The following is an 11,717-nucleotide window of genomic DNA, read 5'->3' on the forward strand; positions in this document are numbered from 1 at the left end:
AAGCCTAATGACTGCCGGGACGAACACAGGCAGGATATGGCACGCACGATCAACATAGAGGCAGACAGGCAGGCAGCGCTCGAGGCGGCCTCAGCCGCTCTTGCCGGCGGCTTTGCCATCGCCATCCCGACGGAGACCGTCTACGGCCTTGCCGCCGACGCCACCAATCCTTTAGCCATCGCCCGCATCTACGAGACAAAGGGACGACCGCGCTTCAACCCGCTGATCTGCCATATGGCCGACCTCGCGATGGCGGAAGAACATGCCGAATTCGACCCGGTCTCGCGGGCGCTCGCTGCAGCCTTCTGGCCCGGTCCGCTGACCCTCGTGCTGCCGCTGAAGCGGGAAAGCCCGATCCATTCGCTGGCGACCGCCGGACTCGACAGCGTCGGCATCCGCGTGCCGAAGGGGTTTGCAGGCGCTTTGATCGGCGCCTTCGGACGGCCGCTCGCAGCCCCCAGCGCCAATACCTCAGGCGGGGTCAGCGCCACGAGTGCCGCCCATGTCGACGCCGATCTCGGGGCGAAAATCCCGCTGATCCTCGATGCAGGCCCAAGTGCGGTCGGCGTCGAATCGACGATCGTCAAGGCAGAGGGCGGCCAACTCAGGCTGCTTCGGCCGGGTGGACTGGCGGCGCGCGAGATCGAACGCATTGCAGGCCAACCGCTGCTGCGGGCGAAGGCGGCATCGGCGGCCATCGAGGCGCCGGGCATGCTCGCCTCGCATTACGCGCCGGGTGCTTCCGTGCGCCTCAATGCAACGGCAGTCGAACCCGGCGAAGCGCTGATCGCCTTCGGCAGCGCCGCGGTCTCCGGCGCGGACAGTGCGCGGGTCGTCCTCGATCTCAGCCCGCGCGGCGACCTTGCAGAGGCGGCGGCCAATCTTTTCGACTATATGAAGCGAGCCGATGCCAGCGGCGCTCGGAGCATCGCCTTTTCGCCGATTCCCGAGGAGGGGCTGGGCGAGGCGATCAACGACCGCCTGCAGCGGGCAGCCGCGCCCCGCGACTGAAGGACCAGGAACAGGATGGAGAATCGAGCCCGATGAGCAGCATTTCCAGCGAGGATCTCGACCGCTTCGTGGCGATCGTCGGCGAAAAATACGCGCTTCGCAGCGAGGCCGACCTTGCGCCGCATCTGATCGAAAACCGCGGGCTCTATCACGGCTCCTCCCCTCTCCTCTTGAAACCCGGTTCGGTCGAAGAAGTCTCGGCGATCATGAAGCTTGCGACGGAGACCGGAACGGCGATCGTGCCGCAGACCGGCAATACCGGCCTCGTCGGCGGCCAGACACCGCGTCAGGGCAGGTCCGATATCATCCTGTCGCTCGAACGCATGAACAGGATCCGCGATGTCGATCCGGTGGCGAACGTGCTGGTGGCCGATGGCGGCGCCATCCTTGCCGAGGTGCAAAAGGCGGCCGAGGCGCATGGGCGGCTGTTTCCGCTGTCGCTCGGCTCGGAGGGCTCCTGCCGCATCGGCGGCAATCTTTCCACCAATGCCGGCGGCACGGCCGTGCTTGCCTATGGCAATATACGTCAGCTCTGCCTCGGTCTCGAAGTGGTGCTGCCGACCGGCGAGATCTGGGACGGCTTACGCCGCCTGAAGAAAGACAATACCGGCTACGACCTGCGCGATCTCTTCATCGGCGCCGAGGGCACGCTCGGCATCATCACCGGCGCGGTCCTGAAGCTCTTTCCCCAGCCGCTCGGCCATCAGGTGGCCTTCGCCGGCCTGAATTCGGTGACGGACGCGCTTGGCCTCTTCAATCTCGCCTCCAGCCTCTGCGGCGCCTCGCTCACCGGTTTCGAGCTGATGCCGCGTTTCGGTGTCGAGATCACCACACGCCATATCGACGGCGTGCGCGATCCGCTGGAAACGGCCTATCCCTGGTACGTGCTGATCGATATTTCGACGTCGGATTCGGCCGAGACGGCGGAGCGGATGATGAATGGCGTGCTCGAACAGGGTTTTGAGGCCGGGCTGGTGCTGGATGCCGCAATCGCCTCATCCGTGGCGCAGCAGAAGGCGCTCTGGCACATGCGCGAGAGCATGTCGGATGCGCAGAAGCCGGAAGGCGGGTCGATCAAGCACGATGTTTCCGTACCCGTGTCGAAGATCCCGCATTTCATGGCCGAGGCTGAAGAAGCGGTGATGGCGGCCATGCCTGGCGCCCGCATCTGCGCCTTCGGCCATATGGGCGACGGCAATATCCATTACAATATTTCCCAGCCGGTCGGTGCAGACAAGGACGCCTTCATTGCCCGCTGGCATGAGATGAACCATATCGTGCATGGGCTGGTGCTTGACCATGGCGGCTCGATCTCGGCCGAGCACGGCATCGGCCAGCTGAAGCGCGACGAACTGGCGGCGATCCGCCCGGCAATCGAAATCGAGCTGATGCGCCGCATCAAGCGCGCCTTCGACCCTGCCGATATCATGAATCCGGGAAAAGTGGTCAGCCTCGAGGTGTGAGGTCGACGAGACCGGCCCCTCATCCGGCTGCCGCCACCTTCTCCCCGTAAACGGGGCGAAGGGAGATGTCGCGACCTCCCCATTCCCCACCAACCTCTCGTAGGGCACGTCCCTCGCCCCGTTTTTACGGGGAGAGGGTTAGGGTGGGGGCAGCCATTGACGCGAAGCGGACTGCTGTAGCTCAAGCACTGAACATGTCTGAACCCACCGCCCGCTTTCCTGAAATTACCTCAGCTTTACTGCGTACCGCCGCCGGTCAGGAGCATCAGCGCCGGCGACTGCTGGGTGGCGTTCTGGACGTCGTACATCGCGGTGAACCGGCGCAGCAGCTTGTCGACCTTCTTCGGATCCTGGAGATCCTCGAGCTTGACGAAGCGGTTGATGAGATCGGCCTGCTTGGCGACATCCATGCCGGAGATCTGCGACGGCAGGCTGTAGGCTGTGGTGATGACCTGATAAAGCGCCCTGTCGCCGAGGATTCCATAGATCGAGGTAATGCTCGAGGCCTTGCGGCTGAAATAGAGCGCCAGACGGACGCCGTCGTTGCTTTCGCCCTCCTGGGCTTCCATCGTCTGCTGAACATAGAGCTCTTGCGTATGCTCCTCGGCCGCCTTGTTCTGGATGGTGCCGATCTTGGCGCGGGTCAGGTTACCATCCTTATCGAAATTGAAGGCGGCGACGATATCCTTGAATCGCGCATCGGCGGTGGCGTTGAGATAGCTCTTCTTGTCGTCGGGATCGGATGTGAAGATCTTCTTTAGCGTCGCCTTGTCGTAATCCTTGGGGTCAAGGTTGTTCGCCTTCAGCACCAGGTCGGTCAGCCGGCTGTCGTCCAGGAAGTCGTCGAGCGACTTTACCTTGGCCATGCCCTTGGCGAAATAATCGACTTCGGCCGTCGCATCCTTCGCTGCCTTGTCCTTTACCGGACCGTCCTTCATCAGCATGGTCATATGCGATCTATAGTCGGTGGCGTATTTGGCCATTGTCGCGTCGGGCAGCGCCTGGAAGGGTGATGCCGCCTTGCCGTCGGGGCCGAAGTTGAAGGCGCGGGCAAGGTTGGTGATGCGTTCATCCTTGAGCGAAGCGACATAGCCGTTCGGATCATAGGCATCGCTGGTCAGGATCTTGCGCATCATCGAACGCGATACGTCCTGGTCGGTCAGGCCGAAAGCCTGCAGCGCCACATGGAAGAGATCCGGTAAATTGTCGTTGCTCTTGGTGAAATCCGCTGACGAGTTGCTGCGCAGGAAGTCATTGACGCTGTCGACGTCGGAGAAATTCAGCAGGCTGCTGCTGTCGGCCATGAGCTTCTGGTAGTTGGATGCGACCTCGTCGATCGCCTCGTCGCGCTCGTCGTCATAACGCGCCGCGTAATTGTCGTTGGTGGTCTGCGCCTGGTCGGCCGTCTGGACCGAGCTGACGACAGGAAGCGATCCATCGGCGGCGAAGTTGAAGTCGGCATTGAGATCGGCGTGACCGGCTGCTGCGGCCGCCGTCGCATCGGTCAGGATGCTCTTCAGATCGGCGTCCGAGATATCGAACGGCAGATTGTAAGTGCTCTTCAGGAAATTGGTGATGCCGTCATCGGCAATAAGATCATCGACATTGGCGATTGCCCTCATCCGCGCGGAATAGTCGTTGGTCCGCGCTGTGGCACTAATTTTCGTATTGCTGATCTGGGCCGCCGTCTGCGCCTGCATACCATCTTCAAGCGTGCCGTCCGCCTTGAAGTTGAAGGCGGCAGCAACGTCGGCATAAGTGCCGGTGCCGCTCTGGTCGGTCAGGATATTCCTGAGATCGAGATCGCTGACCGTCGACGGGATGCCGAAGGCGTTGCGGACGAAATTGTTCAGTTTCTGGTCCGCCAGCAACTGATCGACGTCCGAGATGCCGGCGATGGTCGCCTGATAGTAGACGGCCGCCTCATTGGCCTTGCTGGTGGTGGTCGCGCTCTGCGAGGCACTTTGCGAGGCGTAAAGGGTGGCGACAGAACCGTCCGTCTTGAAATTGAAAAGTTCGTGGACGTCGCTATAGCCCTGAGCGCTGGCAGCCGCGGGATCGACCAGGAACGTCCTCAGCGTCGCATCAGAGACGCTGTCGGCGATCTGCATGCTGTTTCTGATGTAGCTGACGGCAGCGGCATCCGACATGATGTCATCGACATTGGTGACATTGCCGATCATGCCTTTGAAATGCGCGGCGTTCGCCGCCGACTTGTCGGTGGTCGACTTGCGCTGCGCTTCCGTCTGAATCACCGAACCGTTGATCGAACCGTCCGCCTGGAAATTGAAGTCGGCATTGATGCCTGCATGGCCCTGAGCCGCGGCATAGGCCGAATCCGTCAGGATGTTCTTCAGCTCGGCATTGCTGAAATTCGTGCCGAGACCATAGGCATCCTTGATGTAGCGCGCTAGCACATTGTCGGCGAGCAGGTCGTCGACATTGGTGATGCTGCTCGATTGCGAGGTCAAGGTATAATAATTGCCGGTGTTCGACGCAGCCGACTGCAGATTGTTCGCCTGGGCGATAGACTGGGCGCGCGCCGTGTTCGACGTCGAACCGTCCGCCTTGAAATTGAAAGCATTGTAGACATTGGTGAAGCCCATCAGCTGGGCATAGCCGGGGTCGGTCAACACCGTGCGCAGCGCTGCCGCGGTAAAGTCGGCGCCCATGCTGTAGGCTGTCTTGATATAGGAGGTTAGCCGGTTGTCGGCGATCAGGTCATCGACATTGGTGATCGTGCCGATCTTGGCGGTGTAATAGGCCTTGTTGTATTCGGCCGCCGTCTTACCGACGTAATAGACGTCGGAGCCAACCGAATTGTCGATGATGACCGATTGGGAATTCAGCGTGTAGGACTCGATGACCGAAGCCTTCTGCGCGGCGGTCTGGGCCGTGCCGGTGACGGTACCATCGGCGTTGAAGCTGAACTGGGCGGCAAGCGCCTTATACTTGTCGCCGCCCTGCGTATTGACGAAGCTCGTGGGGTCGCTGAGATCGCTGGTCAGCACCTGCCGCAGAAAGTCCTTCGACGCATAGGTGGGATCGATCTTGAAGGTCTTCAGCACATAGGTGCGCAACCGGGTGTTGTTGACCAGGTCGTCGACGCTCTGCACGCTGTCGATATTGTTGCTGTAATAAGTGCTCTCGGCGCTCGCGGCCTTTTCGGCATCGGCGAATGATTGTTTGTAAAGGCCGATGAGCTCGTCCTCCTGCGCATCCGTCTGCACGTCCTTTTCCGGCGCATTGAAATTGAAGGCGGCGGCGAATTCGCGGTAGCGCGTATCGGAGAGCTTGTTGGCGTAGCTGTCGGGATCGGTGAGATCGCTTTCCAGCACCTTCTTCATGAAGGCCTTGGCGTAGGTCATGTCCTCGAGGCCATAGGCCTTCATCGCATAGCTGTAGAGCTTGTAGTCGCCGAGGAAGTCGTCGACGTTGGTGACCTTGTTGATATGGTCGGCGTAGTATTGGGCATCCTTCTTGACCGTCGTCTGCGACGCGACCTTGTTGAGGCTCGACGTCATGTCCCGCGACAGGATCGTGTAAGCGAGGGAAGCCGTGATCATGGAAAGCGCCCTTTTCGGCAAAATCTCTAAAAGAACGACGAAATGCTGGTGAGCATATTTTGCCATGGAAAGCTTACCTGAGACTTACCTCCGGATGCATCATTCCAGGACACCACATCGTTCACCTTCCGGAAACCCTGCCGGATTCGGTTTTGATAACCATCAGAGGAGGCAAAGTTTTCTTAACCGCAATTTTTAAGCTGTACGGAACGGCAGCTGCCTATTGTCGGCCATAGAGGACGAAAAGTCCCAAGGAGAAGACCGAAAATCGGCTCTCAGGTAAGACAAGGGTAGAATGAAATGAACAATCCCGTTATGAAGCCCGCCTGGGCTGGCACGACGTTACGCCTCGATCCGTCCCGCTTCCCCCAGCAGGTCAGCTACGCCATCCATGATTGTTCGGATGACGTCAATATCACCATAGACGAACGTGGCGCGGTCCTGCGCAAGGTCCTCCCCTCCAGCGGCCTGCCGCTCTCGATTGCGCTGCCGAAGCGCGTCTTCAAAGGTGTCGCCGCCCGCGCCATCGACCACGGCGACGGCGAAGTCACCGTTACGCTCGAGCTTCACCACACCGATCCGGAGCTCTGCATTCCGCTGCTCGTCGCCCATGATCTCAGCGACATTGCCGCCGACTGGCGCAGTTGGTCGGAAGCCTTCCGCATTCCGATGCTGATGGTCGAGGCCGACGGCGTCGCCCGGCCGCTCGAAGACCACATCGGCGCCTTGCGCACCAGCGACCTCAAGCCGCGCCGCCGCCATTCCTACTTCGCCAATCGCCGCCCGCGCTTCCTCGTGCGCCGCACCACCGGCCGGCTGGGCGTCGCCATGAAGATCGAGGGTAAGGAAATCATCGCCCGCAACTGACCGAAATCGCGACACCGGACATCATTGCCGGGCATTCTGCGCACTCACCTGTCGCGGAATGCCCGTTTTGCGACTCTGTCGAATTCGGTGGCAAAACTGTCGCCTTAATTGGGATTTCTGCGACAAGGGCACTGTGGCTCTCGGTTCCCAGGTAATCTTGCCGTTACAGCCGTTTGGAAAGGCTGAGGGAATCGCCCGCCGCAGCCTGGTATCCCCTAGTTTCGTAGAACTTCTTGGCGGTTCGAGTACTTTCCACGACGCACATCTCCATTCCACGCGCGCGAACCTCGGCTTCAAGCGCAAGCAAGATTGCCGTGCTTATCCCCCTAAAGCGTGTGTCGGGATGAGCATAATTGAGCAGAATTTCACCCCGCGCATCCGCCATGCCGACCCCGACGATGTTGCCCTCAAGTTCTGCGACCAGAACTGTGGCGTCCTCGCGATTGATCCATGCTGCCCAGGAAGCGGCAGTCTTATTGGAGAGCCAGCTCGCAATCTCAGCGTCATCATCTTGATGATCAGCGCTGCACAATTGCGTTATAGACTGGCGCAAGACTGCGATGGCCGTCTCGGCGTCGGATTTTTTACCGACTCGAATAGAGATGGTCATTTCAACCTCGAGGTTTCACGATCGTCGCAAGAATATGTTGACATACCCCGCTGTCCGGCAAGGTCGGAATAGAACACGTCGAACGGAGGTTTGTCGACAGGTTGCGGCGCAGCCCCCGACTCCTGCAACCAGATCATACAACGGGTACGACCTGGAACTATAGGGTCGGCGAACACGATTGCTGGTTTTGCCTGATTCAGGGAATGGCAAACAGCAGCGAGACGAAGAGGCCGAAGAAGATGATCAGGCCGACGCGGTTGTTCGATTTGAACAGCGCCAGGCACTGGTCGGCATCGCTGATATCGAGCCGGACGATCTGCCAGGCGAACATGCCGGCCGCACCGAGCAAGGCCAGAAAAGCGATGAGATTGGCGCCGGCGAGAGCGAAAGCGATAAACATCAGCACCAGCGTCAACCCATAAAGGCCGATCAGCCATAGCCGTGTCCTGTCGCCGAACAGGCGCGCAGTGGAGCGGACGCCGATCAGCTCGTCATCCTCCTTGTCCTGATGCGCATAGATCGTGTCATAACCGATCGTCCAGGCGACGGAGGCGGCGTAGAGCAGGATGGCGGCGAAGGAGAGGCCGCCCAAAATCCCGGCCCAGCCCATCAGCGCGCCCCAGGAAAAGGCAAGTCCGAGGTAGAATTGCGGCCAGTCGGTGAAACGTTTGGCAAAGGGATAAAACGCCACGATCCCGAGCGAGAGCACGCCGAGGAAAACGTTGAGCCAGTTGAACTGCAGCAGCACGATGAGGCCAACCAGCGCCTGCAAGCCGATGAAGATCTTCGCGTGGGCGCGCGTGACGCGGCCGGAGGGCAGCGGACGCGACCGCGTGCGCGCCACTTCCATGTCGATCTCGTGGTCGACGAGATCATTGTAGGTGCAACCGGCGCCGCGCATGGCGACCGCGCCGATGAAATAAAGGAACAGGTGCGACACCAGCAGGCTGCCGGAATAGAGCCCCTCGCCGATCGCCGCATTGGCGGCAAGTGTCGCCGACCAGAAGCACGGCCACATCAAGAGCTGCCAGCCGATCGGGCGATCCCAGCGTGCGAGCTGCGCATAAGGCCAAAGCCATGGCGGCAGGATCCGGTAGACCCAGTTATCGGAAGGTGCGTCGGAGACGCGATCGTTGAAGTCGCCGGTATCGTGCATGCCCCTCATCTAGCGGCGGGCCGTCGATCCGGTCAAGAAGCGATCATTGCGCTGCCATTTGTATCATCCTTGGATCGAAATCGATCCAAGGATGAAATTATACGGCAATTCAAAGTGTTACAGTGCTGCGCATCTGAGAGGGATGCGCAGCCGCATCAATCACTGCAGTGAGAAATTGAACTTGTAAGTCGCCGAGACGCCGATCAGGACCTGGTTCTTCGAGCCGCGGTCACGCACGAGGCTGCTGTCGGCGGCAGGGCCTGCCAGCCGCTTATATTCGAGGAAGGAACTTGCCGAGAGGTTTTCCGTCGCCTTCCAGGTGAGCGCCGCGCCTGCGCCATAGGACTGGATGCCAGACGACGGCTTATAGGGATCAAGGCCGCTTGCCGCCGCCTGCTTGGCGTTGACGCCGTAATAGGCGTCGTAATAGCCGCTGGTGGCAAAGGTCGCGCGCGGGCCGCCTGACAGCTGCAGGTCGGGCGCGATATCGGTGAAGGCATCGACCGCGAGATCGGCGACGATGCCGTCATGCGAGCGGATGCCCTGGCGGACTTCGGCGCGGGCGCGAAGGAAATCTGTCGGGTAGACCTCGACGAAACCGCCGGCTTCCGCCCCCCATTTGACCTTCTTCAAGCCCTTCAGCTCGTTGCCGTCGCCGTCATCGCGCGATGGCACGAACCTGCCGACGATACCGGCGCGCAACGCGCCCTTGTCGATGAGGGCGAAAGAGGGATTGTCGTTGCGCGAGGAAAAACGCGCCCCGGCACCTTGGCGGCCGACGGAGATCAGCGGGCTGAACTTGAATTCATTGTGCGACGAGCCCTCGAATTTCGGGGCGGAGAAGCCGGCGACGCCGACGCTCAGATACCAGTCGCCGGACCAGAAGTGCTGGCCGCTTTCCTGAGCGACCGCCGAACCAGCAGATAAAAAGGCAATAGCCAAAGAGATCGATACGACTGATCGATGAGACACGTCCACACTCCAGAAAACGCAAAAACAAAGCCGCGGAGGGCGGCGCTCGCTACATCTATCCCGATGTCGTTACCTCAATGTTAACCACGGCTGCGAGATTGAGCGGGCAGTGGACTGCGTCTGATTTTTATCTCTGGTTCCAGCGGCGGATGACCGGCTCGGTCAGATCGTGCTCGTAGCCGAGCACGCTGATGCTGGCCGTATCGAGTACGAAACGGGAGCCGTCTTCCGGCGGCAGGCCGAGCCAGCGGGCGGCGAGGACGCGCAGGAAATGCGAGCTCGAAAAGACCAGGATGGTGCCGGCCGTTTGACGAAGTCCGCCAATCACGGCGTCGGCGCGATCGCCGACATCGGCGGCGAATTCGCCCTTCGGGCAACCGTCGCGAAAGAGCTGCCAGCCGGGGCGGCCCGCCAGGATTTCCTTGGTGGTGATGCCTTCATAGGCGCCGTAGTCCCATTCGGCGAGATCGTCCTTGATCACCGCGCCCGATCCGAACCCGGCGAGCGCGCAGGTCTTACGGGCCCGCTCGGACGGGCTCGACCAGACGGCGGAGAAGCTAAGGCCCGCCAGCCGGTCGGCGAGTTTGCGGGCAGCAGCCTCGCCGTTCGCCGTCAAGGGAATATCGCTGCGTCCGGTATGGCGCCCGGACAGGCTCCATTCGGTTTCACCGTGGCGGACCAGGTAGATCTCGGGAAACGCACTGCTCATCGGCACAACCTTTCATGAGGACCGGTTCCTCGGCAAAATCGCAGCGGAAGCGACATTTCCGGGGATCAGAATGTCACCTTTTCGAGCGGAGCGCGCCTCGCCTCGAATTCCTTCAGCTTCGCTTCGTTGCGCGCGATGTAATTGCGATTGTCCGGAACGGCGAACTGGTTCTTGGCGATCTGGATCTGCAGGATGAAGAGCTCGTCCCAGCGGAAGCCCATTTCGGAACCCGCCAGATAGAATTCCCACATGCGGAAGAACTGCTCGTCGTAAAGTGCCACCGCTTCGGCCTTGCGCGCCACGAAACGCTCGCGCCAATGACGCAGCGTATAGGCATAATGCAGCGGCAGGATTTCGATATCCTTGACCAGCAGCCCGGCCTTTTCAAGCGGAGGCACCACCTCGCCGACGGAGGGGATGTAGCCGCCCGGGAAAATGTATCTCTCGATGAAGGCATTGGTGCCGAAGCTCGGCTTGGGGCGGCCGATCGAATGCAGCACCATGACGCCATTGTCGTCGAGGAGATCCGATACCTTACGAAAGAAATTGCCGTAATGGCCGATGCCGACATGTTCGAACATGCCGACCGAAACGATGCGGTCGAACTTCCTGCCCGTCATGGTGCGGTAGTCCTGCAGTTCGAAACGCACACGGTCGGCAAGGCCGCGCTTTTCGGCGCGCGTACGCGAGACCTTGAGCTGTTCCTCGCTCAGCGTGATGCCGGTGAACTCGGCACCTTCCGTCGCCTCCGTCAGGTACATGCCCATGCCGCCCCAGCCGGAGCCGATCTCCAGGATGCGCTGGTTCGGCTCGAGCAGAAGCTTGGCAGCGATATGGCGCTTCTTGGCGAGCTGCGCCTCGTCGAGACCAATGCCCGGCGGCTCGAAATAGGCGCAGGAATATTGCCAGTCCTCGTCGAGGAAGAGATCGAAGAGCTTGGCCGACAGGTCGTAATGATGGGCGACATTGTGCTTGTTGCGATTGACCGGCACGCGGCTCTTCAGCTGCTGCCAGGCAATGCGGCCGAGGAGCAGTGCCGCCATCTTGAAATCGAAGATCTCGTTGGTGGTGTTCTGTTTCACCAGCGACAGGAAATCATAGATGTTGCCCTGTTCGAGAATGAACCGGCCTTGCATGTACATTTCGCCGAGCTTCATGGTCGGGTCGCGCCGGATGGCGTCCTCGGCCTCCTGATCGGCAAGGCGGGCGACAACGGGTTCACCGGTGCCGTCGCCGATAATGTGGGTTTCGCCATTGGCAAGGGTAAGTTTTAGTGAACCCTTGCGGACGATTTGCTGGACGATCGATAAGAATGCCGACGCCATGGACGCCTCGCAAATGTGACAGGATAGTCACATCAACT

General features: G+C 60.6%; 9 protein-coding genes. 3 read left to right on the forward strand and 6 right to left on the reverse strand.

The features are described from left to right. Positions 1-36 precede the first annotated feature (36 nt). Together OIU37_RS14550 and OIU37_RS14555 are read left to right on the forward strand one after the other, a co-directional pair. Positions 37-1,011: an L-threonylcarbamoyladenylate synthase gene (locus tag OIU37_RS14550; RefSeq protein WP_171601443.1), complete on the forward strand. Its 975-nt coding sequence runs from the start codon at positions 37-39 to the stop codon at positions 1,009-1,011. 32 nt (positions 1,012-1,043) lie between these two features. Next, positions 1,044-2,474 (forward strand): FAD-binding oxidoreductase, encoded by a 1,431-nt coding sequence (locus tag OIU37_RS14555; protein WP_240602077.1) that lies wholly within the window; start codon positions 1,044-1,046, stop codon positions 2,472-2,474. A 236-nt stretch (positions 2,475-2,710) separates the two neighbouring features. On the opposite strand, the gene OIU37_RS14560 is transcribed toward OIU37_RS14555, so the two are convergent. After that, the gene (locus tag OIU37_RS14560; protein ID WP_264257852.1) at positions 2,711-6,040 is read right to left on the reverse strand and encodes a DUF1217 domain-containing protein; all 3,330 of its coding nucleotides are present in this window, start codon (positions 6,038-6,040) and stop codon (positions 2,711-2,713) included. A gap of 300 nt (positions 6,041-6,340) precedes the next feature. Between OIU37_RS14560 and OIU37_RS14565 the strand changes: the two genes are divergently transcribed. Beyond that, positions 6,341-6,907, forward strand: coding sequence for a DUF6101 family protein (locus OIU37_RS14565; RefSeq protein WP_003556960.1), 567 nt, complete (start codon positions 6,341-6,343; stop codon positions 6,905-6,907). Between the two features lie 163 nt (positions 6,908-7,070). Here the strand turns inward: OIU37_RS14565 and OIU37_RS14570 are convergent, their stop codons facing one another. The 5 genes from OIU37_RS14570 to OIU37_RS14590 all read right to left on the reverse strand — a co-directional run bounded on the left by OIU37_RS14570 (position 7,071) and on the right by OIU37_RS14590 (position 11,679). Further along, positions 7,071-7,517 carry a GNAT family N-acetyltransferase gene (locus OIU37_RS14570; RefSeq protein WP_180693657.1) on the reverse strand — a complete coding sequence of 149 codons (447 nt, stop codon included), beginning with the start codon at positions 7,515-7,517 and terminating at the stop codon, positions 7,071-7,073. 196 nt (positions 7,518-7,713) lie between these two features. Continuing rightward, a complete protein-coding gene (gene ubiA, locus OIU37_RS14575) occupies positions 7,714-8,673 on the reverse strand; it encodes a 4-hydroxybenzoate octaprenyltransferase (RefSeq protein WP_180693658.1) in 960 nt (319 codons plus the stop codon). Between the two features lie 159 nt (positions 8,674-8,832). Continuing rightward, a complete protein-coding gene (locus OIU37_RS14580) occupies positions 8,833-9,645 on the reverse strand; it encodes a MipA/OmpV family protein (RefSeq protein ID WP_180693659.1) in 813 nt (270 codons plus the stop codon). 127 nt (positions 9,646-9,772) lie between these two features. Then, entirely contained in the window at positions 9,773-10,354 is a 582-nt protein-coding gene (locus OIU37_RS14585) for a histidine phosphatase family protein (RefSeq protein ID WP_180693660.1), read from the reverse strand. Positions 10,355-10,419: 65 nt separating this feature from the next. Next, a complete protein-coding gene (locus OIU37_RS14590) occupies positions 10,420-11,679 on the reverse strand; it encodes a cyclopropane-fatty-acyl-phospholipid synthase family protein (protein ID WP_264257857.1) in 1,260 nt (419 codons plus the stop codon). Positions 11,680-11,717: the final 38 nt, after the last annotated feature.

Origin of the sequence: Rhizobium sp. BT-226 (genome assembly GCF_025847085.2) — a bacterium.
Classification (GTDB): domain Bacteria; phylum Pseudomonadota; class Alphaproteobacteria; order Rhizobiales; family Rhizobiaceae; genus Rhizobium; species Rhizobium sophorae.

Coding starts and splice junctions, on each gene's coding strand:
- ubiA (WP_180693658.1), bottom strand. CDS start 8,673: ATGCACGATACCGGCGACTTCAACGATCGCGTCTCCGACGCACCTTCC.
- OIU37_RS14565 (WP_003556960.1), top strand. CDS start 6,341: ATGAACAATCCCGTTATGAAGCCCGCCTGGGCTGGCACGACGTTACGC.
- OIU37_RS14560 (WP_264257852.1), bottom strand. CDS start 6,040: ATGATCACGGCTTCCCTCGCTTACACGATCCTGTCGCGGGACATGACG.
- OIU37_RS14585 (WP_180693660.1), bottom strand. CDS start 10,354: ATGAGCAGTGCGTTTCCCGAGATCTACCTGGTCCGCCACGGTGAAACC.
- OIU37_RS14590 (WP_264257857.1), bottom strand. CDS start 11,679: ATGGCGTCGGCATTCTTATCGATCGTCCAGCAAATCGTCCGCAAGGGT.
- OIU37_RS14550 (WP_171601443.1), top strand. CDS start 37: ATGGCACGCACGATCAACATAGAGGCAGACAGGCAGGCAGCGCTCGAG.
- OIU37_RS14555 (WP_240602077.1), top strand. CDS start 1,044: ATGAGCAGCATTTCCAGCGAGGATCTCGACCGCTTCGTGGCGATCGTC.
- OIU37_RS14570 (WP_180693657.1), bottom strand. CDS start 7,517: ATGACCATCTCTATTCGAGTCGGTAAAAAATCCGACGCCGAGACGGCC.